The organism is Bacillus sp. EB600, assembly GCF_024494385.1.
Taxonomy (GTDB): Bacteria; Bacillota; Bacilli; order Bacillales; family Cytobacillaceae; genus JAEVLT01.
On sequence record NZ_JAEVLT010000002.1, the window covers coordinates 99150 to 120796 of the forward strand.

Genomic DNA, 21647 nt, shown 5'->3' on the forward strand with positions numbered 1-21647 from the left:
AGGCTACTCAATAAACTCGAATTCAAAGTCCATTAATTTAACAATGTCACCGTCTTTCGCTCCTCTTTTCCTTAAGGCATCATCAACACCAAAACCTCGAAGCTGACGAGCAAAGCGGCGAATAGATTCTTCCCTTGAAAAATCGGTCATTTTAAACAGTCTTTCAACCTTTTCCCCAGATACCACAAATGAACCATCAGACTCTCTGGAAATGGTAAAGGGATCAGGTTCCGCTTCATGCTTGTAAAGTACACGATGGACACCAGTATCCTCTTCCTTTTCGAGTGGGAATTCTGGCGTTTTATCAAGCTTATCAGCGACCACAAACAAAAGATCCCTTAAACCTTTCCTTGTAATGGCTGAAATTGGAAAAACAGGGGTATCATCTGTTAATTGCTGCTTGAACGTTTCTAAATTTTCTTCCGCTCCAGGCATGTCCATTTTGTTTGCAACAATAATTTGTGGGCGTTCTGTTAGTCGCAGGTTATATTCCTTCAATTCATTATTGATCGTTATATAATCCTGGTACGGGTCCCTGCCTTCAATTGCTGCCATATCAATCACATGAACAATAACTCTCGTACGTTCAATATGACGCAAAAATTGGTGACCTAAGCCAACCCCTTGATGGGCACCTTCAATTAATCCCGGCAGATCAGCCATAACAAAGCTCCTGCCATCCTCTGTTTCGACCATGCCAAGATTCGGAACAATTGTTGTAAAATGATAATCAGCAATCTTCGGTTTCGCCGATGAGACAACTGATAATAACGTCGATTTTCCAACACTCGGGAAACCAACCAAGCCTACGTCTGCTAGGAGCTTTAATTCGAGAACCACTTCACGCTCCTGGCCTGGTTCTCCATTTTCAGAAAGCTCTGGCGCCGGGTTAGCAGGCGTTGCAAATCTCGAATTGCCTCGTCCCCCTCGGCCGCCTTTGGCAACAACGGCACGTTGTCCATGCTCAACCAAATCAGCAATTACTTTCTTTGTCTCTTCATCAATTACAACTGTACCAGGTGGTACTTTGACAATCATGTCCTTTGCGTTTTTCCCATGCATATTTTTGGCCATCCCATGTTCACCGCGGGGTGCTTTAAAATGATGCTGATAACGGAAATCCATTAATGTGCGCAGTCCTTCATTTACTTCAAAGACAACATCCGCACCTTTTCCACCGTCACCGCCCGCTGGACCACCATTTGGAACATACTTTTCACGGCGGAAGGCAACCATTCCATTGCCGCCATCTCCACCTTTAACAAATATTTTAACTTGATCTACAAACATTTTTTTCCTCCCGTCTGCACTAGTTGTTTATCTGAAGACGGATGTTAATCGCCCGCTTTTAGCCATTGCTTACTGGCATAAAAACTTCAAACGCGAGTTCGTGTTCAGAAAATTCCTTCACCGTGATAACTAAATCGATTGTACAGGTTTCGGCTAGGAACTTTTCTATCCGTGCTTTCTGCTTTATTATTCCGCTAAAATCAAAAAAGAAACGAGCCCCACCTTTTTGGGAATCAATTGAAATAGCTAAGTTATTTTCATCCAAGGCATGAATTGATCCATTTAAGCAAGTAAAGAACTCCTTTGTCCATTCCGTTAGCGCTAATTCATTAATGTGAAGCATACCGGACTCTTGAAGCACCTCATATTCTAAGTGGAAGATATTATTTTCCCAATTTGCTCGAAACATTAGTGATGCAAATTTAGGAATATGTAAATTGGAAAGCTTTGTTTCATGCTGTGACTCGATGACAATTTCATCAATGATTGCCTTAGCCCGGTCAATTCGATTTAAATCTAAGTTTCCTTTGATTAACTGCAGTTTATTTAACCAATCATGCCGAGAATGACGCAGCACCTCGATCATATTCCATTCTTTTTCCATACGTGCACTCCTACTTTAATTGTCAGAAAACTGTTTGCTTAAGTATATCAAAAAAGTTGGCTGGAGTAAGTAGTTTTATGTATTTCATTCCTTTTGAGGTAAAGAAAACTCGCCGATTGGCAAGCCCCTAAGGGCGAAGACAGAGGCATAGTTGCCCTTATGCACAATAATAAATGATAAACTTTCACATTGAAAGTTTATCATTTATTATTAGCCAAAAAAGAAGCACGTTTGAAGAAGTCTCACTCTGTCGAAGGATCGAGCACGTTTAAAAAGAAAACTCTAACCAATCGGTTAGAGTTTCATTTTGACAACTTATGCTTCTTGAGCTACTGGATAAACACTGACCTTTTTATGGTCACGACCAAAGCGCTCGAATTTTACGATACCGTCAACTTTTGCGAATAGAGTATCATCTCCACCGCGGCCCACGTTTTCACCTGGGTAAATTTTCGTTCCGCGTTGACGATAAAGGATAGAACCACTAGAAACAAATTGACCGTCTGCACGCTTAGCACCAAGACGCTTTGCGATTGAGTCACGACCGTTCTTAGTAGAACCTACTCCTTTTTTAGAAGCAAACAACTGAAGATCTAATTTTAATAGCATTTATTCCACCTCCCACTTTTTGAAGGTTATTGTTAAGTTCTTTCCGTACTCTTCCTCAATCGTTTGTAATGAAATAACCATACCCTCGAGAAGAAGCTGTACTTTCTCAAATATGTCTTCCGGCAGTTTTTCCGGAATAGTACAGCGGAGAAAGCCATCCTCACGATGCTCAATCACAGGGGTAACGCCCGTTAAGGCATGGACTGCATTAATTGCGCCGACGGAAACAGCAGATACGCCTGCACAGACAATATCCTTGCCCCGCTTGGCGAAAAAAGCATGTCCGCTTATTTCAAACGCCTGGATTTTATCGGAATCAGTACGAGTAATCGTAATTTCGATCATCTATTTGCTCAACACCTTACGCGTTGATTTTCTCGATGACTACTTTTGTATACGGTTGACGATGACCTTGCTTCTTATGATAGTTTTTCTTGGCTTTGTACTTGAAAACAATGATTTTCTTTTGACGACCTTGTTTTTCAACTTTAGCTGTAACCGTAGCGCCTTCAACAACAGGGCTTCCTACTTTTACATTTTCTCCGCCAACGAAAAGAACCTTATCAAAAGTCACTGTTTCGCCTGCTTCAGCAGTAAGCTTTTCGATGTAAATAGCTTGGCCTTCTTCTACTTTCACTTGCTTTCCACCAGTTTCGATAATTGCGTACATGAACTGCACCTCCTTATAAACTCAGACTCGCCAATTACAGGCGCTTTGCATTTGCAAAAACTTATTACCTGTTCTGTGCGGTTGTAGCACGGGTGCTACAAACATAACATTAAAATCCTATCATATTTAGGGAAAATGGTCAATAGAAATCATTTGTTTTAATTGATAGCTCATCGATATTCCCAAATTGTTTTACATAATAATATGGAATGACAGATGGTTGGATGTCAAATAGCACTTTTAAATGGGTCGTATCTTCAAAATAACTTTGATACGTTTTGTTTGGTCCTTCAAATCTCTCTTTCACTTCCTGGGTTGCCTCCACTAGGACGGCCTCAAATTCCGCATGGCGGTGTTCAAACAACTCTCGTTCAAGCCGAAAGGCCACCGTTTCTGCACTCAAGATCCTTCCCGTCCCCTCACATACAGGGCATTTCTCCTTTAATGCCTCTGACAGAGAGACTTTGGTTTTTTTTCTCGTTAACTGGAGAATTCCAAGTGGAGTGAACCCGATCAGTCTCGTTCTCTTTTCATCCTTTTTGCATTCCTGTTCCATTGTTTCAAAAATATGTTGCCTGTCGTTATCTTTTTTCATATCAATAAAATCCACCAGAACCATTCCGCCCACGTCGCGAAGACGGAGCTGCCGGGCGATTTCAATTGCCGCTAGCTTATTGGTCTTTACAACTGTATCATCGAGCTCAATTTTTCCTGAAAACTTGCCCGTATTCACATCAATAATCGTTAGAGCCTCTGTTTCATCGAAAATAAGATAAGCCCCGTTATCCAGCCAAACGACTCTTTTTAATGCTTTTTCAATTTCATGTTCCACTCGGTAAGCTGAAAATACATTTTCCTTTTGCTGAAAATAATGAAGCTTAACCGTGCCTTTTTTGATCTGTTCACAAGATTCAAGCTTTTGTTTGAAGGCCAGGTCATCAACAATCACTTCTCCAGAGGTCATTTTGCTGATGGAATCCGTCACCATCTCCGTAAAGGTATCCTTTTGAAATAGTATGCCGGGATGGTTTAGGGCCGATGCGTTCTGCAGTATCTCCTTATAGCTTACACGCAATTGCTCCAATTCTGCTCGGAGTTCCTGCTCCGTACAGCTAATACTGGAAGTTCGAAAAATAATTCCTTCGTCCGCTTCTTTCATTTGCTTTCCAAGCTGGCGGAGAAGGGATTTTTTCGTTTCATCCGCGATTTTTTTTGAAACAGCCACATAACGTCCATGAGGCATATAGATAAGATTATCTCCCTGTATTTCAATGATTCCTGTTACCTTAGGGCCCTTTGTCCCGGTTGCATCCTTTACAATCTGAACGAGAAGCTTTTCACCTTGATGGACAAAGGCTGAAACACTCTTTTTCTCTTTTGTCGCTTTATCTTCCGCAGCTAACACATAATTTGCGAGCAGATTACGCTGTAAATATGCGTTTTTTCCTTCCCCGATTTCAACGAAAGCTGCATTCATGCCTGGTAAAACCCTTGTCACCGTACCATAAAAAATATTTTCAACAAGTGAACGCTGATCAGGGCGGTCAATCACCAGCTTTTCCACCTGATTATTGATTAATAGGGCATACCTTTTTTCCCTTGCAGCGTAATTAATAAGTAATGTATTCAATCCAGCTTCCTCACTTTTTCTTGCTTGGTCTTTTCCTGTCTAACTACGACGCACAGGAAGTGCTAGTGCCGACGTGCCGCCTGGACGGCGGGCTTTTAGTCGGCCAGCGCCCAGCGACTAGTGTACTTCACTAAACGGGCGCTTCCACTTTTCTATATATATTATACCGAAAAATTAATAAGAAAATAGGAGGTCGCTGATTTTATCTGTCACTCGTTTTTCAGTAAAATATGCATGGAGCACTTCATTTTCGTCTAACATTCTTTTTTCATTATCCAAGCCTTCAATAATGATTGGATGCTTGCAGCCCCGTTGAAATCGCTGTAAAACCTGGATAAGCATTTCTTCTTCCTCTGCTTTGATCGGAACAAGTATATGTGGACCATCTATTTTTCCATAATAACGCTCCAATAAAAATCTCATAAACACATAGCGGCGCTGTTTCCATTCATGATACAGCGAGAAATATAAGAAAGCGATGACTACCCAGACATTTACGTGGTTCGGCGCCGTGAACAGGATCAGAATGGCAAACAAGCTTAAAAAAGTGGTAGAAATAAGTAACGTCAAACGATGCGCGTCGGGAAACGGATTTTTTAGTGATAACAATAAAAATACAAGTTTTCCGCCGTCGAGCGGCCAGATTGGAAAAAGATTAAACAGTAAGATCATCAAGTTATAGTCAAGAAAAAGCTGAAAAAGATCATTCGGAATCCAGCCAATTCCTTTCAAAAAAAACGCCAGTCCAACCATCCAAACATGCTGCAGGGGGCCTGCCACCACAACAAGAGTTTCTTCCCGAAGCGGCCGATTTCCATGTTCATCCATTTCCGCAACCCCGCCGAAGGGCAGCAAGGAAATTTGTTTGATTCGCCACGAAAAAAAAGAAGCCGCAGCAGCATGCCCCATTTCATGTATAAAAATAATCAACATTAATAAGCAAACCTCTAAGAAATGGGCAGTCACAATTGAGGCAGCAATGACGATCCATAAAAGGGGATGTATATGAATCTGCCGTATTAAAACACCTAGTTTATTCAAATTGAATCACCTGAATGGGATCAATAAAATGATCTCCTTTTTTTATCGCAAAGTAAAACTCCCCTTTTGATTTATCTACGCCAGCAGAGCCGGAAACTGTGCCAACTTCTTTGCCTTTGTCAATATATTCATATAAATTCACTTGAATCGATTCAAGATTTCCATACCAGGATTCCGTTTGATCTGAGTGCTGGATAATGACCGTCTTGCCCAGTCCCTCCTTTACACCGGCAAAACGAACCATTCCTTCGTTCATTGCCTCTACCTTTGTTCCTTTCCCCGTTTCAATCATGATTCCCTGGCCATTTTTTTGAAAATTTTCGAGAATCCTCCCTGAGGCGGGGACAGCATACTGCTGATTTGCAGCAAGATTTTTGTTCGTTTTCTTGTCCGTAAATGGGAGCAACGCCAGCGGCTTTCCAAATTTGTCTTCATACCAATTCGATACAGTTGCAAATTGAAATTCTGTTTCCATTGTTTTTTTCACCACATTTCTAGCGGAATCAAGTGTCGCTGTTTGGTTACGAAACAATATGGCAATGACAAGAAATAAACATGCAGAAGCTAATATCTTAAAAAGGAACACTTCTTTTCGAAATAAAGGATGTATCTCCTCTTCCGGCCCGCCACCCTCATAAGTAATAAGTTCATTAAAGCCGGGCGGCTCGTCCTCAGAAGGTAATGCAAACAGACGCTCCGGTTTCGGGCTGTTTCCTATTCTTTCTTTATCTTTTCTTCTTTTGGCAATTCGTCGACGAATATCATCCGATCTTGATCGCACTATACCATCCATCCTTCCATCCATTACCCACTTTTTGTACAAGTTTATGTCCGGCCCGTCCAGAGTATGACATAAAGAAAAGTAGAAGCGCCCGTTTAGCGATGTAAACTGGGCACTTGGGCAACACGAAAAAAGCCTGATCCACAGCAGCGGATTAGGCTAGATTTATAACTATTTAGCTCCAAAGAAACTTTTCAGTTTGGAAAAAACACCTTTTTTATTGTCTTCAAGCGACTGAAGCGGAATTGATTCCCCAAGTATTCTTCGAGCTATGTTCCGATAGGCAATGGATGCTTTGTTATTTGGATTAAGAGCAATTGGCTCCCCGTGGTTTGATGCCTTAATGACTTCATCATCATCAACAACAATCCCAATTAATTCAATTGATAAATGCGCTGTGATTTCATCTACGTCCAGCATATCCCCGTTCTTCATGAGATGATTGCGGATCCGGTTGATGACTAATTTAGGCGGCTGAACACCCTTCTCTTTTTCAAGTAAACCAATGATTCGGTCTGCGTCCCGAACGGCTGAAACCTCAGGTGTTGTTACAACAATTGCTTTATCTGCACCTGCAACTGCATTTTTGTAGCCCTGCTCAATCCCTGCTGGGCAGTCGATGATGATATAATCATAATCCTGCTTTAGGGCATCAATTAGTACTTTCATCTGATCTGGTGAAACAGCAGTTTTATCGGTCGTTTGTGCTGCCGGAAGCAAATACAATAGATCATCAAAACGTTTATCCTTTACCAACGCCTGGTGAACTTTACATCTGCCTTCCACAACATCAACTAGATCATAAATAATTCTATTTTCAAGTCCCATAACTACATCCAGGTTCCGCAGACCAATATCAGTATCTACTAAACAGACTTTTTTCCCTTGAAGCGCTAATGCTGTCCCAATATTAGCAGAAGTAGTTGTTTTACCAACACCGCCTTTACCAGATGTAATGACAATTGCTTCTCCCACTTTAACGTCCCCCTTCTAATCTAGTTAGATTAGGTCTTAGATGCATTAATCCTTGTAATCTATCAATTACAATTTTATTATTTATATCTATATAAGCACATTCCATTTCGTGTTTTTCTTCGCTGTTTGAGTAATCAGGTGCTCTATTTAAGGAATCACTAATGCGTAATTGAGATGGTTTCATACTTGAAGCAGCAATCACGGCTTGGTCATTTCCATAGCAGCCTGCATGGGCAACCCCTTTTAAAGCTCCCATAATAAAAATATTGCCTCCCGCTTTAACCGTTCCACCCGGATTCACATCACCAATAAGCAGCAAATTACCTGGCACCTCAATAATTTGTCCTGAACGAACAATTTTCGTAATGGTGACCATGCCATTTTTCTCTCGCTGTTTGTCGGCTTCTTCCTTGGTGATCACTAACGAGTTAATTTCTTCGACGACAAGCTGCTTTTTTTGGCGGATCAACGCCTTTAATTCACCCTGTTGAGTGCTGGTCAAATATCGATGACCTGTTTCAAGCTTGACCGGGATTAACGCGCGGTCTTCATTTGTTAATAAGCCTGCTGATAACTTCTCATCTAACTCTTTTGTTAATTCTTCAAAGGAACAATCATCGTTTAAATGTAAGGTTAACCCATCCTTCGTTCCTTTTATCGTAACATTTTGCCATTTTTTCATGAAGAGTTTCACCCCAATATAGAAAAGCGGAAAAGAAATAAACTGCGCTATGCAGCTTATTTGGATCTTCTATCAATCATTTTTCCTCGTTTAGAATTCGACAAAAAGGTAACAAACTCCTCTTTTCGAAAGTAAATTGAAAATTATATTAGTCAGCTCGTAAATTTTCTGCGAATTTTTCAAATTGTCGTTTTAATGGATAGGCAGCAATGATTAGAAAGATTGCATTTAAAAGTAGTGTTGGGATGAGACGCATGTTTAAAAAACTCGTAAAATTCATTGCTGTGATCCCGATTAATGTGTTCATTTCGAAAACAGCAATCTCTAATAATGCAACACCAATGAGAGAAACAATGGAGGTTATGAGCAGATTGACCTGCAATACCTTCATTATTTTTAAAACAATGAAAGCAATAAAAGGGTATAAAAATAAATAGATACCAAGAATTTCTGTGAAAACGATGTCAAATAATAGCCCAAAAATTAGTCCATAAACAATTCCATGTTTTGCACTTCCATAAACGGTTAAAAAGAATATCGAAATTATTAAAAAGCGAGGAACCAATATCTTTTGAGCACCAAAAAGGTCTGCAGGCAAAAACTGGACAAATAAACTTTCAAAAATAAACAAAAGTAAAAATAAAAGAGGGAGGAGGAATTTTTTCACAAATTCTCCCCCTTTGGTGCTCCTAGGTCGCTGGCTGAAGGCTGTGTAGTATTTCGCTTAATAACAAGTACATTTTCAATATCATAAAAATCGGCCCCAGGATTAATATAAGCAGTCTGATTTAATCCATATTGATCTGTCTTGACACTGACGACTTTACCTATTAACAATCCAGGTGGAAAAACGCCACCTAAGCCTGAAGAAATGACTGTCTGTCCTTTTTTCACTTTTGCATCATATGGGATCCTTTTAACTAATAGCTGTTTTTTCTCTTGGTCGTAGCCTTCAACAAGTCCATATGCATTGGCTTCGCCTTGAATAAAGGCAGAAATCCGATTTTTCGGATCTAGAGCGCTTAATAATTGGACAGTTGAGCTAAACTGATTGACACTTTTTATTTTTCCAACCAACCCAGTTGCTGTCATAACAGCCATGTTTTGCTCAATACCGTTGATTTTGCCTTTATCAATAATTAATAATTCATGCCACCGATCAGGATTCCTACCAATGACAGTAGCAGGTAATGGTTTATAATCACTCAGGGTCTCTTTTTCACCTAATACATCACGCAATTGTTTGTTGTCTTTTTCAAGCTTCTGTACCTGCGCTTCTAAGCTGACTAGTTTATCAACACGTGTTTTCAATTGTTTGTTCTCTTGATATGTATTTTGCAGATCCTGAAAATCACCAAAAAAGCCTACGAGATACTGTGTTGGCTTTGAAACCAGGGATTGAACCCAGCCGGAGGTATCTTTTATAAATTGTTCCGGCCAGGTGGGCTGACTCCTCTCCCTTAAAGAAAACCCAATCAATGCCACGAGAATAATGATGCTGACAAGCAACACAATTAACCGTTTATTCAAGAAAAATTGTGGCATGATGATACACCTCTATTTTTGGACTTTTATCGTGAGTCTTTCGCTTTATTTTTAAATAAGTTTATATGATCCAATGCGCTTCCGGTTCCCATCGCAACGCAATCAAGCGGATTCTCCGCAATTAAGACAGGCATTTTTGTTTCTTCACTAATTATCCTGTCCAAGTTTCGTAGCAAAGCACCTCCGCCAGTCAGGACAATTCCCCGATCCATAATATCTGCTGCTAATTCCGGTGGTGTTTTTTCAAGTGTGTTTTTGACTGCATCGACTATGGCAAACACAGTGTCCCGAAGTGCAGAGGAAATTTCCTTTGCTGTGATTTCGATCGTTTTCGGTAAGCCTGTCAATAAATCACGGCCGCGAATTTCCATATTATCAATGCCTTCCGGTTCCCCTGCCGAGCCAATTTCCATTTTGATTGTTTCCGACGTCCGGTCACCAATCATTAAATTATAATTTTTACGGATAAACGAAACAATCGCTTCATCCATTTCATCACCGGCAATTCGGATCGATTGGCTTGTGACAATTCCGCCCAAAGAAATAATTGCTACTTCTGTTGTTCCACTGCCAATATCGACGACCATACTTCCGGTTGGCTCCCATACAGGTAAATTGGCGCCAATTGCTGCTGCAAACGGCTCTTCAATTGTATAGGCATCACGGGCACCTGCGGCACGTGTAGCATCAATTACTGCTCGCTCCTCGACAGCGGTAATTCCGGATGGAACACAAATCATTACATATGGCTTGCTGCTGGATAAAAATCCTTTACTCTTCGTTGCTTGTCGTATGTAATACTTCATCATTGTAGCTGTAGTCTCGTAATCAGCAATAACCCCGTCCTTCATCGGTCTTAAAGCGACAATATTTCCAGGCGTACGCCCGATCATATTCTTCGCATCACTACCAACGGCAACAATTTGTTTTGTATCTGTTTGCAAAGCCACTACTGAAGGCTCGCGAAGAACGATTCCTTTTCCTTTTACGAAAACAAGGGTATTCGCCGTCCCCAAGTCTATTCCTAGATCTCTTGAACCAATTCCAAACATAGTTGTATCTCCCTTTCTGATACGAAATGCATTTAAGTAAAGCTATTTATTCAGTCAAAAATAACTGACGGTTTTTTAGAAAATCGTGTAGTAATTACGAAAAGAGTCCTAAAAAATCATAACCCATATTATAGCCTAACGTCAAAAAAAATCATAGTGCTATAAATAACCTTTTTCCTTTAAGGAGACAAATTTATTTTCTCCAATGATCAAATGATCAAGCAAATCAATGCCAATTATTTTGCCGCAATCAGACAGCCTCTTTGTGACCTCAATATCTTCGCGGCTTGGTGCGGGATCGCCCGAGGGATGGTTATGCAGACAAATAATGGAGGCAGCAGAACGGCGGAGAGCTTCTTTATACACCTCGCGAGGGTGCACAATCGAGGCATTTAAGCTGCCGATAAAGACAGTATGCTTATGCATGACTTGATTTTTCGTATTTAAGTAAAGGCAGACAAAATGTTCCTGGGTGAGGAAACGCATATCATTCATCATATACTTGGCCCCGTCCTCCGGGGAGCGGATAATATAGCGTTCATTGTAAGCAAGATTGGCAACTCTTCTTCCTAATTCTACAGCTGCAAGGACTTGAATAGCTTTTGCATGGCCAATCCCTTTAATCTCGGTCATTTCCTCTAATGAAGCCGACTTAAGCAGCCGCAATCCTTCAAATTGGGTGAGGAGGCGATTGGATAATTGCAGAACCGACTCCTCTTTTGATCCGGTGCGAAGCAGAATCGCTATTAGTTCATGATTGGATAAGCTTTGCGGGCCATGCTGCATAAAGCGCTCTCGTGGTCGTTCATCCTGTGGAAAATCGCGGATCATTAATCCATTTTTCGTGGACATTCTTATTCCTCCTTTATTAAGGAGTTAAGAAAAGCGTCACTTTTCGTACGGTAATTGGTAGCCTAGCTTTTTTAATTCGCGGATCGTCCTTGAAACAGGCAAGCCGACAACCGCAAAATAATCGCCGCTTATTTTTTTGACCAGCATACTGCCAAGTTCCTGGATGCCATAAGCTCCTGCTTTATCAAGCGGTTCACCACTTTGCACGTACGAGATGATCTCGTCATCCGTTAACTCCCAAAATAAAACTTCTGTTTTCTCATAAAAACGAGCAGTACCATGTGGTGATAAAATGGAAACGCCTGTGTAGACATCATGCTGGTTTCCTGACAGCATTTTCAACATGCGAACAGCTTCAGCATCATTTTCCGGCTTGCCTAAAATTTGCCCATGTATAACGACGATGGTATCGGAGCCAATCACATATGCGGCGGAATGTGCCTGAAAAACAGCCTGTGCCTTCCGCTGTGCCAACTCCATCACAACTTCGGACGGGGATAAGCCGGGATCAAAGCTTTCATCTACTTCACTGCTTGAAATTTCGAAGGTTAAATTTAGATTTTGCAGGAGTTCTTTTCGCCGTGGAGAAGAAGAGGCTAAAATGAGGGTTTGCATAAAATCACCTTACCTTTTTTGTATCATTGGGAGATACTATCTAATCGTACCAAACTTTCGTTCAGCAAACAATTTATATCTTTAAAATTTGCTACGTTTCCGAAATATATACTTAGCTTCCTTTGAAAAAATAAAAAGGTCTGTCCAGTTTTGAACAGACTAAAATTTCCCGATCATTTCCCAGAAAATAATCCAGCGCTAATTTGTACTCTCCGATTACTTAGCAGCACGATTAAAGTGAATAATAGACAGCCAAAAATGTTAATAGATGCTGCTGTGCATTGACAATTGCTTTATGATCCTTCTTCTGTTGATAATCTTTTACTTGGTTGATGGCTCTGGTTATTTCTAGTTTTAATGCAATGATTTTTTTATCTTTTATTCCCTTGCTATCTATTTTCGTCAGCTTTGTCTCTAGTCCGCTTAGTGATTTCAATTCAGTACTCGGAAAGGTACCTCCAGCCATCTTGTTTGATGTTAAATTGGTTAGGAGCGCAATAATGGCCAGGGCATTTTCCATGAAGCTTTTTTCACTCGAAGTTAGGTTCGACAGGTTCTTTTCAGGAATCGTTACTGTTTTAGTGAATACACCATCTATACCTTTGTGTTTATAAATAGTGCCAAGGCTTCTAGCATTATCAAGTGAATCAGCAGCACCAAGAAATAAATAGTATTGTCCATTCATCTCCAGCGTTTCAGCAGGAATCCCTTTTTTAATTGTCTGACTGGCCATTTGATCTGCCGTTTCTTTCTTAGTAAAAACTCCTCCTTGAATCATATAAGCTTTCAGCGGCTGTATTGTTGCAGCAACTTGGCTTTTGCTGTCGTTTATTGGAGAATCCTTTTTTGGCGCTGGCACGGCTGGAGCTTCGACTGCTGAAGATTTACCATGGTCTGTAATTACAAGCTTCAGCATCAAGACTCCAAAGCTTGTCCCTAGCAGCACAGCAAAAACGACAGATAAAATAATCGGTTTAAACGGGCCGGTATTTTTTCTCTCAACCTTAGATAATGCAGGCAATCTTATACTTTTCTTTTGTTTGGACGCTTTTGCCGGTGATTTATAGAGGCTGAGTTCACTTTGGGTTTCAGCCTGTTCTGGGAGAATCCAATCAAAGCTCTCATCGTTTTGCTCTTGTGTTGCTGCCGTCTCGACGATCGCGTCATTGTCTGTTTGTACAGAATTGATTTCAATTGAATTCAGCTTGTGTTCTATGGTTGCCTGTTCTTCCTTCGGGTTCTTTTCCAGAAATGGCGTTTTTTCACCATTAATTTTAATAGTAATTGTTTTGCCGCTGTTAAGCTTGTTCACGATCAGTACTCCCTTCTTTCCGGACAGCTTAATTTGTTTTATCCTATCATAAAGGCAAAAAAAAATAACAAGACTTTTGTCGTCTTGTTATCGAAGGATTTCGCCAAAATATTGGCAGTTTCGTTGTTTAGGGCGTTTGGGTATTAGCAAATTGACTTAATGGATTTTCCTTGTTTGCCGGGGCTGGATAATCCACTTTTGGAAGTTGCTTTTCAAGATCAGTTAATCCAGGTACATAATATGCAGCCACAGTAAGAGTATAGGTAAGTGATTTGCGTTCCTGATCAAGCGAAGTGATTTCGCTATTACCTGTATAGTTTATCGCTTCAACTACGGTAATCCGTTTCAAATCCTCAAGCGTGTTGATAAACTTTTCTAAATCCTCATAATGTGGTGATTCAATACTCAATTGAACAGTGAGTTTATTTATTGCCGATGGCGTGGATGACTGAGCTTGATTTGGACTTTGGGCATTTTGCTGCTGTGCAGACCCAGTTGTTGTTTGCTCACTTTGCTGTAGAGTAGTTGTGTTAGACGAATTGGTTTGGCCAGGGTTGCTGTTCGATTGAGTTTGGGGCGTGCTAACAGCAGTGTTCGTCTGAGCACTCGCTGCCACTGCTTGTCCACCATCGGTGAAGCTCATCGATTTGATTTGGCTGTTAGAAACAGCTTCAGCTTGCTGCAGGTCTAAGATAAACTGATCCTGGAGAGGCTTAACGGGAATCTCCTTTTGCAGTTCTGTTGTATTTTCATTTCCTGTCTCATTGTTTCCAGTCTGTTTTTGCTGCATTGTCTCTACTAGCTTTTGTTCCGTTTGTAAGGTCTGCTGTTTGACCTTTAGGTCAGATTTTAACGGACTCAGAAAATAAAACTGCAGCAAAACGATATAAATGACCAAAATTAACACAGCAGCAGCAAGGATGATTTTTTCTTTAGTAGAGAATAGGATCTTCATGACCCAAAACCACCTTCCTCATCGCTGCCATTTTTCTTTGCCATGTCAATTGCTTTCTTAACAGAGTCTCTGTTGAATTGAATTTCTAATTGTCCCGTATACCGAGGCAAATAATTTTTCGTCGCACTGTTTGTATTTGAATCTACTATTGCTTCAGTAGAAGTGCTTGCTGGATTAGATGCAGTAGTGGTAGAATTCGTTTGATTGCTTGATGTTGATGCTGAATTAGAATCACTGCTGGAGGAGTTTAACGAGTTTAAGCTTACCTTTTCGATCCAGCTTGAGTGATTAAGACTATTCAAATAATTCGCAGCCTCGGTTGGTGTATCGAATTGAACGGTAATTGTCACTGTTCCAGTTTCATTATACGTAAAAGTTTGGATAAATCCGCGTTCTGGGAGCAGTGCAGTCAGATGACGCATGACTGGTATTGTTTCAATTCGGTTATTATCAGCCCAATCAATGGCCGTCTTTAGTTGATTGGCAGAATTGGCTGAAGCTGAAGACCCTTGTTTTTTTTGCAATTGTTCCTCAATTTTTTTCGTCATTGTAATTTGCTTGTCAATTGATTGAAACGTATCTTTCGCTGTATGAATTTGAACATAATAAAGAATTGAAGCTAGTAAAAATAGACCAACCAAAATGGCCAAAATAATTAGCAAGCCAAGCTTTTTCTGCTCTTTTTGGGGTAATAAATTAATATCTACTAGCATCATTTCACCTCTTTTAAAGCAAGACCTAAAGGAAGATAAAATTTATACGGAAGCATTTCAGCCTTTCCGTTTGCTGTTTCCCCGAAATCAAGCCTGCTTACAGGAAGATCATAGCGATCCTTCATTTCTTTATCTATTAACTGTAGAAGCGGATGATCACCGCTAATCAGAAAATTGGTTACTTCTTTTTTCCCGTTATATAGTGAATAGCGATAAAAATCCAGCAGCTTATTAATTTCGTGGAAAACATCTTCAAATTCCATTGCAAGATTTGCTTCGCCAAGGTATTTGTATTCCACACTGCCATTACTTTGTTTCATTTCCCAATTTTTAGTTTCATAGTTAAGGGGAAAACTTCGCATGACATAGGGTGCAGCAGCTTCAAAAACACACATATTAACATTTGTCAAATCAAACTGAACAGAACAAAGAACTTCATTTTCTTTTGCCTGACCTAATTGATGATACAAGCGATAGATTGCAAGTGAGGAAATATCAGCTGCAATCGGATTTAGCTTCAAATCGGAAAGTAAATCAGCATATTCCATGACGCATTTTTCTGGAGCCGCAAACAACAACAGGTCTTTCGTTTTTTCATTACTTGTTAGTGGGAAGGTATCAAAGACTGGATCTTCAAAGGGAAGATGAATGCTGGAACCCATCTCTAAATACAAATACCCATGAATTTCATCATCCTGAATTTCAGCAGGGATCGAAACCTTCCGAATAATCACAAGCGAATCCGGAACGATAAATCGGACCTGACGCCGCTGAATTTTCCATTCATCAATACACTCATCTACTATATTCGCCAATGATTCGGCATCGAGAATTTTTCCGTCATTAATAATCCCAGGCGGCAGAAACCGTTCGCACCACCGCTGGGCTGTTGGAGGGTTAGCTTGTTTTAACTCGAGGAAGCGAATGGAATGGTCATTGATAACAAGATTCACAATTCGGTTTCTCAGTGAAAAGAGGGATAAAGCCATTAATCATAACCCCTTTTTAAATCCCATTCGTAAGGAATCGTAAATACAAAGCAATTAGCTGTGATCCCCAAAAATAGGAAGTAAGTGTTCCTGCCACAATAAATGGTCCAAACGGGATTGGCTGACGTTTCTTCGCCAATTTGAAAAGAAGCGCAAGAATGCCAAAAACAGCACCATATAAGGTAGACAGGAAAAATGATAGTAAAAGCAGTTTAAAGCCGAGGACAAAGCCAATTAAACTAAAAAGTTTAATATCGCCGCCGCCCATCCCGCCTTTACTCACAAACGCAATAAGCAATAACAGTGTAAAGCCAACAACTGCCCCAACAAGGCTGTCCCACCACGGCGTTAACGGCCACAAAATCCGTTCAAATAAACAAATCCCTGCAAATACCAGCAAAATTTTATCAGGGATGATCATATAAGCAATATCGGAAACGGTGATGATCATAAACAAAGAAATTAACGTTAAAGCGACAAGCAGCTCCCCTGACCAGCCAATCACAGCAGGAGCAATGGCAAACAAAATGCCTGTCAGCAATTCCATAAGCGGATAGATAGGAGAAATCCGCGACTTACAGCCGCGGCATTTCCCCCCTTGAATTAAATAGGAAATGACTGGAATTAGCTCGTAAGCCTTCAACTGATGGCCGCAGGTTGGGCAGGATGATCGTGGTTTGACGATCGACTGGTTAATTGGGACACGGAGACCGACGACGTTGAAGAAAGAGCCAAGAACCAAACCATATAGAAATAACATTAAAGTCATTATCATTACGGAAGTGTTACTAAGGATTTGTCAAGGCTTTTGACATCTGTAGCAGGAATATAAGTTGTTTCCGTACCCCCAGTGGGAATATCTGATACTAATGTTACTGTATAAACAGCGGTGCTATCATTTGTAGCTTTTGTTTTAACATTTACAAGTGATTTGGTTGTATTATACCCTTTACCGGATGGGTCCTTAATTTCATCAATTACCCCAGCTGTCATCATATCAGACAGTTTTATATCCTGACCAGTGGTATCTACTTTTACATTATTTTGAGATATATATAATTTAGAAGAATTTACCATTTGCTGAGCGTTGGCAACGTGTGCATCCTTCTTTGAATTGTTCATAATATTCATAACGGATGGTACTGCTATTGCCGCAATAATTCCCAAAATAACAATAACCGCAAGCAATTCAATTAATGTAAATCCTTTTTCATTTTTTAACTTTTTCTTTACCATTTGTATCATAAACTCCACACTCCTTAATAGTCCTATTAACCTATGTATATTTCTCTATTATTATATAGAAATTAGTAGAAAAAGAGAATCAAAATGTTAACGTTTCATGTAATTTCCAGTCGATATATATCAGATATTTTGTAATTTTGTAACATTTTACGATTTTTGTTGGAATTGATTGTACATATCAAACATTGGGACCATGATTGCCATGATAATAGTCCCGACAAGCACAGCTAAAAAGACAATCATAATTGGCTCAATTAGAGACTTAAGCTTGTCCGTGCCGATTTCGACTTCTTTTTCATAGAAATCAGCGACTTTACCAAGCATGGCATCGAGTGCACCTGTTTCCTCACCAATCGAAATCATTTGCGTTACGAGCGGGGGGAAAACCCAATGTGCCTTCATTGGCACGGTCATCGACCGTCCCTTTTCAAGCGAATCATGCGCTTCACGAATCACCTTGGCAATGACTTCATTTTCAACAACCTTTTCAACAATCTTCATTGACTGGAGAATCGGTACTGAACTGGAAAATAATGAGCTCATTGTCCGCATCATCCTGGCAATGACTGCCTTTTGCAGCATTTTCCCAAATATAGGCATCCGGAGCATGATATAATCCAAATAATACTTTGTTTCCGGTTTACTGCGTAAGAATGAAACGAAGGAAATAATAGCAATCATTACAAGCACAAACAGCCACCAAAAGCTTTGCATAAAGTCGCTCGCAGACAGAACAAATCTCGTAATTGCCGGCAGCTGGCTTCCCATATCAGCAAACATTTTTACAAACGTTGGAACAACCGCCACTAACAAAAAGATAACTACTCCGATTGCCATAATTCCAATCGCAAGCGGATAGGTAAGCGCAGAGACAATTTTTTGCCTGGTAAAATGCTGCTTTTCAAAGTGCACGGCTAGACGCTCAAGTGTTTCATCAAGATTACCACCTGCTTCTCCTGCTTTCACCATATTAACAAACATGGGGGTAAAGATTTTCGGGTATTTGGCAACAGACTCGGAAAGTGGATTTCCATCCCGGAGCTCCAGCTCGATTCCAGCCAATGCTTTTTTTAAATGCTTGCTTTCTGTCTGGGCGGCAAGGATCCCTGTAGCATCTACAACAGTTACTCCTGCCTTGATCAACGTCGCAAATTGCCGTAAATAGATAACAAAGTGCTGGAGCTTAACCGGGTTGCCAATTGTGATGTCCTTTGTAAAAAAGGTTTCGGGAATTTCCGTGATTTCAATGACGCGAATCCCATCTTCCTTTAAATTGGTCATTGCCTCTCGCATGCTAGTCGCATTAACGGTGCCCTGCCGTTTGCCCTTTCGGTCCCTGCCTGCGTATTTAAATCTGGCCATTTAAATGAATTGCTCCTGTAAAAAAGGCTCAGCGGCTTTTCTGTCGATCAGGCCTTTGCCGATTAATTCATTAATGCTTGTTTCAAGTGTATGCATGCCCTGGGCCCGGGATGTTTGCATCACACTTGAAATTTGGTGGATTTTTTCATTTCTGATCAGGTTACCAATCGCTGCGTTATTAATCATAATTTCAGTTGCCGCTACCCTGCCTTGTTTATCAATCCTTGGAAATAGCCGTTGTGAGATAATCCCGACTAAAACAGAAGCAAGCTGAACTCGAATTTGCGGCTGCTGTGCTGGCGAGAAAACATCGATTATCCGATTAATCGTGTCCGGAGCACTCGATGTATGCAATGTCCCTAAAACAAGGTGGCCTGTTTCAGCTGCTGTAATCGCTGTTTGAATTGTTTCTAAATCGCGCATTTCGCCGACAAGAATCACATCAGGATCCTGACGAAGAGCTGCGCGCAGGCCATTTGCAAAGTTTTGCGTATCAAAGCCAATTTCACGCTGGTCAATAATACAGTTTCCATGGCGATGAAGATATTCAATTGGGTCTTCAAGCGTAATGATATGGTGCCTCATCGTTTGATTCATGTAATTGATCATTGCGGCCAAGGTTGTTGACTTTCCGCTACCGGTAGGTCCTGTAACAAGAAATAACCCCTGCGGTTTTTCAACCATTTTTGTCAAGACATTGGGTAAATCTAACTCTTCTAGCGAAGGGATTCTCGATGGAACGACCCGTATCGACAACGAAACGCTTGTCCGCTGATGATAGGCATTGACACGAAACCGAGATATTTCAGGAAGACCATACGAAAAATCAAGCTCCCCTTTTTGCTTGAAATCCTCCCAGGATTGGACAGGGATAATCGCTTTCGCCATCCCTTCCGTATCCGCAGGCGTTAGGACCTCTTTTCCGTACCTTTTTAGGTCTCCATTGATACGCATGACTGGAGGAACACCGACTGTTAAATGCATATCAGAAGCTTTTAATTCAAAAGCTGCCCGCAGTAACAAATCAATTTTTTCTTTCATTCGATTACACTCCTACTCCAAGATTGCTACGCGTAAGACCTCTTCCGTTGTTGTCAATCCTTGCTTTACTTTTAACAAGCCATCATCCATTAGGAAAATCGTTTTATTCATGATCGCAATATCCCTTAGCCTCTGAAGTGATTCTCCGTTCATGATTACCTTCCGCATCTCATCGTTAATTACAAGAACCTCTTGAATAGCAATCCGGCCTTTATAGCCTGTCATATTACAGGAAGAACAGCCTTTACCTCTTGAAACTTTATCAAGTTTGAGACCGCGTTTTGCAAAAATTTCTTTCTCACGCTTTGATGGCTCTTGCACTTCTATACAATCTCGGCAAACCTTGCGAACCAGCCGCTGTGAAACAACCCCGCTTAAGGAGGCAGCTAATAAAAATGGTTCTACTCCCATATCAAGCAGCCTTATAACAGTACCCAATGAATCATTTGTATGAAGCGTACTTAAAACTAAGTGACCTGTTAACGAAGCGCGAACTGCGACTTCAACTGTTTCCGAATCGCGGATTTCTCCCACCATGATAATATTTGGATCCTGTCGGAGGATCGAGCGCAGCCCAGCTGCAAACGTCATCCCAACATTATGATTTACTTGAATTTGATTAATACCTTCCAGCTGATATTCAACTGGATCTTCAATCGTGATTATATTGACTTCCTCACTGTTCAACTCGTTTAAGGCAGCATAAAGGGTCGATGATTTTCCGGAACCAGTCGGACCTGTGATCAGCACAATTCCCGTTGGTCTTGAGATCAAATCAGTAAATCGCTTTAAATTAAGAGAGTTAAAGCCAAGCTTATGAATATCATTTAAGCTTGTTCCCATATCAAGAAGACGCAGAACAATTTTTTCTCCGTAAATGGTTGGCAGGGTCGATACTCTTAGGTCAATCGGATGAAGCTCTAAATTTAATTTTATCCGCCCATCCTGCGGGATTCGGTGTTCGGTGATATCCATATTAGCCATGATTTTAATTCTGGCTGTCAGGACGCTTTGCATATGACGCGGCAGCACACGCTCCACCTTTAAGATGCCATCAACACGGTAACGAATAAGCACCTTTGTTTCCTGGGGATCAATATGGACATCGCTGGCTTTTTGGATTGCTGCATTCGCTAAAATCTGATTGACCAGTCGTACGACAGGCGAATCCTGATCGGTAACATCCTCTTCCTTGCTTTTTTCGATTTGTACCTCACCAAAAAGTTCTTCAAATCCTTCGTCAATATTGTAATATTTATTAATTATTCTTAAGATATCATCCTTCGTTGCGATCGCTGTGTCGATTTGAAAACCTGTTGACAGCCGTAAATCATCAATCACAAAGAAATCCATTGGATCGGCCATTGCTACAAAAAGCCGATTGCCATCCTTCCTTAACGGAACCATTAAGTTTCGCCGTGCCGTTTCTTTCGAGATAAGTGAAAAAAGCGAGCTATCAAACGGATAGCGGTATAGATTGACATGCGGAATCCCCAACTGAAATTCCAACACTTCAATCAATTGCTGCTCGGTAATAAAGCCTTTTTGTAATAAGGCATCACCAATTCTTTGGTCTGCCGGTTTATCTTTTAGTGCTGCTTGCAGTTGTTCCTCTGTGATCAACTCCGCTTCAACTAGTAGATCACCAAGTCTTTTTCGTGTTTGTTTCATCTCATCACTACTT

The 21647-nt window shown here is 40.7% G+C and carries 24 protein-coding genes and 1 other annotated feature; all 24 genes read right to left on the minus strand.

Annotated features, from left to right (window positions below):
* Positions 1 to 3: 3 nt before the first annotated feature.
* Positions 4 to 1290 carry a GTPase ObgE gene (gene obgE, locus JN080_RS03185; RefSeq protein WP_256234458.1) on the minus strand — a complete coding sequence of 429 codons (1287 nt, stop codon included), beginning with the start codon at positions 1288 to 1290 and terminating at the stop codon, positions 4 to 6.
* 58 nt (positions 1291 to 1348) lie between these two features.
* Entirely contained in the window at positions 1349 to 1894 is a 546-nt protein-coding gene (locus JN080_RS03190) for a Spo0B C-terminal domain-containing protein (protein WP_256234459.1), read from the minus strand.
* Between the two features lie 315 nt (positions 1895 to 2209).
* A complete protein-coding gene (gene rpmA / locus JN080_RS03195) occupies positions 2210 to 2503 on the minus strand; it encodes a 50S ribosomal protein L27 (protein WP_256234460.1) in 294 nt (97 codons plus the stop codon).
* Positions 2504 to 2848, minus strand: coding sequence for a ribosomal-processing cysteine protease Prp (locus JN080_RS03200; protein ID WP_256234461.1), 345 nt, complete (start codon positions 2846 to 2848; stop codon positions 2504 to 2506).
* A gap of 16 nt (positions 2849 to 2864) precedes the next feature.
* Entirely contained in the window at positions 2865 to 3173 is a 309-nt protein-coding gene (rplU, locus tag JN080_RS03205; RefSeq protein ID WP_256234462.1) for a 50S ribosomal protein L21, read from the minus strand.
* A gap of 13 nt (positions 3174 to 3186) precedes the next feature.
* Positions 3187 to 3266 (minus strand) — a sequence feature (ribosomal protein L21 leader region).
* 46 nt (positions 3267 to 3312) lie between these two features.
* Positions 3313 to 4803, minus strand: a complete 1491-nt coding sequence (locus tag JN080_RS03210; protein WP_256234463.1) for an Rne/Rng family ribonuclease — start codon at positions 4801 to 4803, stop codon at positions 3313 to 3315.
* Between the two features lie 174 nt (positions 4804 to 4977).
* Positions 4978 to 5844 carry a M50 family metallopeptidase gene (locus tag JN080_RS03215; RefSeq protein WP_256234464.1) on the minus strand — a complete coding sequence of 289 codons (867 nt, stop codon included), beginning with the start codon at positions 5842 to 5844 and terminating at the stop codon, positions 4978 to 4980.
* The gene (locus tag JN080_RS03220; protein ID WP_309144650.1) at positions 5837 to 6625 is read right to left on the minus strand and encodes a peptidoglycan DD-metalloendopeptidase family protein; all 789 of its coding nucleotides are present in this window, start codon (positions 6623 to 6625) and stop codon (positions 5837 to 5839) included. The genes JN080_RS03215 and JN080_RS03220 overlap by 8 nt, the downstream gene beginning before the upstream one ends.
* A 171-nt stretch (positions 6626 to 6796) precedes the next feature.
* Complete coding sequence (gene minD / locus JN080_RS03225; protein ID WP_256234465.1) at positions 6797 to 7600, minus strand: septum site-determining protein MinD; 804 nt, start codon at positions 7598 to 7600, stop codon at positions 6797 to 6799.
* 1 nt (position 7601) lies between these two features.
* Positions 7602 to 8282 carry a septum site-determining protein MinC gene (gene minC / locus JN080_RS03230; protein WP_256234466.1) on the minus strand — a complete coding sequence of 227 codons (681 nt, stop codon included), beginning with the start codon at positions 8280 to 8282 and terminating at the stop codon, positions 7602 to 7604.
* A 148-nt stretch (positions 8283 to 8430) separates the two neighbouring features.
* Positions 8431 to 8949, minus strand: coding sequence for a rod shape-determining protein MreD (mreD, locus tag JN080_RS03235; protein ID WP_256234467.1), 519 nt, complete (start codon positions 8947 to 8949; stop codon positions 8431 to 8433).
* Complete coding sequence (gene mreC / locus JN080_RS03240) at positions 8946 to 9827, minus strand: rod shape-determining protein MreC (protein WP_256234468.1); 882 nt, start codon at positions 9825 to 9827, stop codon at positions 8946 to 8948. Before mreC ends, mreD begins: the two co-directional genes overlap by 4 nt.
* 26 nt (positions 9828 to 9853) lie before the next feature.
* Positions 9854 to 10879, minus strand: a complete 1026-nt coding sequence (locus tag JN080_RS03245; protein ID WP_256234469.1) for a rod shape-determining protein — start codon at positions 10877 to 10879, stop codon at positions 9854 to 9856.
* Between the two features lie 159 nt (positions 10880 to 11038).
* A complete protein-coding gene (radC, locus tag JN080_RS03250; protein ID WP_256234470.1) occupies positions 11039 to 11731 on the minus strand; it encodes a RadC family protein in 693 nt (230 codons plus the stop codon).
* 36 nt (positions 11732 to 11767) lie between these two features.
* Positions 11768 to 12346, minus strand: coding sequence for a Maf family protein (locus JN080_RS03255; RefSeq protein ID WP_256234471.1), 579 nt, complete (start codon positions 12344 to 12346; stop codon positions 11768 to 11770).
* A gap of 232 nt (positions 12347 to 12578) precedes the next feature.
* Complete coding sequence (locus JN080_RS29585) at positions 12579 to 13658, minus strand: SPOR domain-containing protein (RefSeq protein WP_256234472.1); 1080 nt, start codon at positions 13656 to 13658, stop codon at positions 12579 to 12581.
* A 127-nt stretch (positions 13659 to 13785) separates the two neighbouring features.
* Entirely contained in the window at positions 13786 to 14613 is an 828-nt protein-coding gene (locus tag JN080_RS03265; protein WP_256234473.1) for a hypothetical protein, read from the minus strand.
* Positions 14610 to 15326 (minus strand): PilN domain-containing protein, encoded by a 717-nt coding sequence (locus tag JN080_RS03270; RefSeq protein ID WP_256234474.1) that lies wholly within the window; start codon positions 15324 to 15326, stop codon positions 14610 to 14612. Before JN080_RS03270 ends, JN080_RS03265 begins: the two co-directional genes overlap by 4 nt.
* Positions 15326 to 16315: a type IV pilus biogenesis protein PilM gene (gene pilM, locus JN080_RS03275; RefSeq protein WP_256234475.1), complete on the minus strand. Its 990-nt coding sequence runs from the start codon at positions 16313 to 16315 to the stop codon at positions 15326 to 15328. Before pilM ends, JN080_RS03270 begins: the two co-directional genes overlap by 1 nt.
* A gap of 16 nt (positions 16316 to 16331) precedes the next feature.
* Positions 16332 to 17084: a prepilin peptidase gene (locus JN080_RS03280; RefSeq protein WP_256234700.1), complete on the minus strand. Its 753-nt coding sequence runs from the start codon at positions 17082 to 17084 to the stop codon at positions 16332 to 16334.
* Between the two features lie 5 nt (positions 17085 to 17089).
* Entirely contained in the window at positions 17090 to 17560 is a 471-nt protein-coding gene (locus tag JN080_RS03285; RefSeq protein ID WP_256234476.1) for a type II secretion system protein, read from the minus strand.
* A gap of 147 nt (positions 17561 to 17707) precedes the next feature.
* Positions 17708 to 18922 carry a type II secretion system F family protein gene (locus tag JN080_RS03290; RefSeq protein ID WP_256234477.1) on the minus strand — a complete coding sequence of 405 codons (1215 nt, stop codon included), beginning with the start codon at positions 18920 to 18922 and terminating at the stop codon, positions 17708 to 17710.
* Complete coding sequence (locus JN080_RS03295) at positions 18923 to 19963, minus strand: type IV pilus twitching motility protein PilT (protein ID WP_256234478.1); 1041 nt, start codon at positions 19961 to 19963, stop codon at positions 18923 to 18925.
* A gap of 12 nt (positions 19964 to 19975) precedes the next feature.
* Positions 19976 to 21634: a GspE/PulE family protein gene (locus JN080_RS03300; RefSeq protein ID WP_256234479.1), complete on the minus strand. Its 1659-nt coding sequence runs from the start codon at positions 21632 to 21634 to the stop codon at positions 19976 to 19978.
* Between the last annotated feature and the right edge of the window lie 13 nt (positions 21635 to 21647).

Bases quoted from the DNA above. Each gene is read 5' to 3' on its own strand.
- obgE (WP_256234458.1), bottom strand. From the start codon at position 1,290: ATGTTTGTAGATCAAGTTAAAATATTTGTTAAAGGTGGAGATGGCGGC.
- JN080_RS03190 (WP_256234459.1), bottom strand. From the start codon at position 1,894: ATGGAAAAAGAATGGAATATGATCGAGGTGCTGCGTCATTCTCGGCAT.
- rpmA (WP_256234460.1), bottom strand. From the start codon at position 2,503: ATGCTATTAAAATTAGATCTTCAGTTGTTTGCTTCTAAAAAAGGAGTA.
- JN080_RS03200 (WP_256234461.1), bottom strand. From the start codon at position 2,848: ATGATCGAAATTACGATTACTCGTACTGATTCCGATAAAATCCAGGCG.
- rplU (WP_256234462.1), bottom strand. From the start codon at position 3,173: ATGTACGCAATTATCGAAACTGGTGGAAAGCAAGTGAAAGTAGAAGAA.
- minC (WP_256234466.1), bottom strand. From the start codon at position 8,282: ATGAAAAAATGGCAAAATGTTACGATAAAAGGAACGAAGGATGGGTTA.
- mreC (WP_256234468.1), bottom strand. From the start codon at position 9,827: ATGCCACAATTTTTCTTGAATAAACGGTTAATTGTGTTGCTTGTCAGC.
- JN080_RS03245 (WP_256234469.1), bottom strand. From the start codon at position 10,879: ATGTTTGGAATTGGTTCAAGAGATCTAGGAATAGACTTGGGGACGGCG.
- radC (WP_256234470.1), bottom strand. From the start codon at position 11,731: ATGTCCACGAAAAATGGATTAATGATCCGCGATTTTCCACAGGATGAA.
- JN080_RS03255 (WP_256234471.1), bottom strand. From the start codon at position 12,346: ATGCAAACCCTCATTTTAGCCTCTTCTTCTCCACGGCGAAAAGAACTC.
- JN080_RS03265 (WP_256234473.1), bottom strand. From the start codon at position 14,613: ATGAAGATCCTATTCTCTACTAAAGAAAAAATCATCCTTGCTGCTGCT.
- JN080_RS03270 (WP_256234474.1), bottom strand. From the start codon at position 15,326: ATGCTAGTAGATATTAATTTATTACCCCAAAAAGAGCAGAAAAAGCTT.
- pilM (WP_256234475.1), bottom strand. From the start codon at position 16,315: ATGGCTTTATCCCTCTTTTCACTGAGAAACCGAATTGTGAATCTTGTT.
- JN080_RS03280 (WP_256234700.1), bottom strand. From the start codon at position 17,084: ATGACTTTAATGTTATTTCTATATGGTTTGGTTCTTGGCTCTTTCTTC.
- JN080_RS03285 (WP_256234476.1), bottom strand. From the start codon at position 17,560: ATGATACAAATGGTAAAGAAAAAGTTAAAAAATGAAAAAGGATTTACA.
- JN080_RS03290 (WP_256234477.1), bottom strand. From the start codon at position 18,922: ATGGCCAGATTTAAATACGCAGGCAGGGACCGAAAGGGCAAACGGCAG.
- JN080_RS03295 (WP_256234478.1), bottom strand. From the start codon at position 19,963: ATGAAAGAAAAAATTGATTTGTTACTGCGGGCAGCTTTTGAATTAAAA.
- JN080_RS03300 (WP_256234479.1), bottom strand. From the start codon at position 21,634: ATGAAACAAACACGAAAAAGACTTGGTGATCTACTAGTTGAAGCGGAG.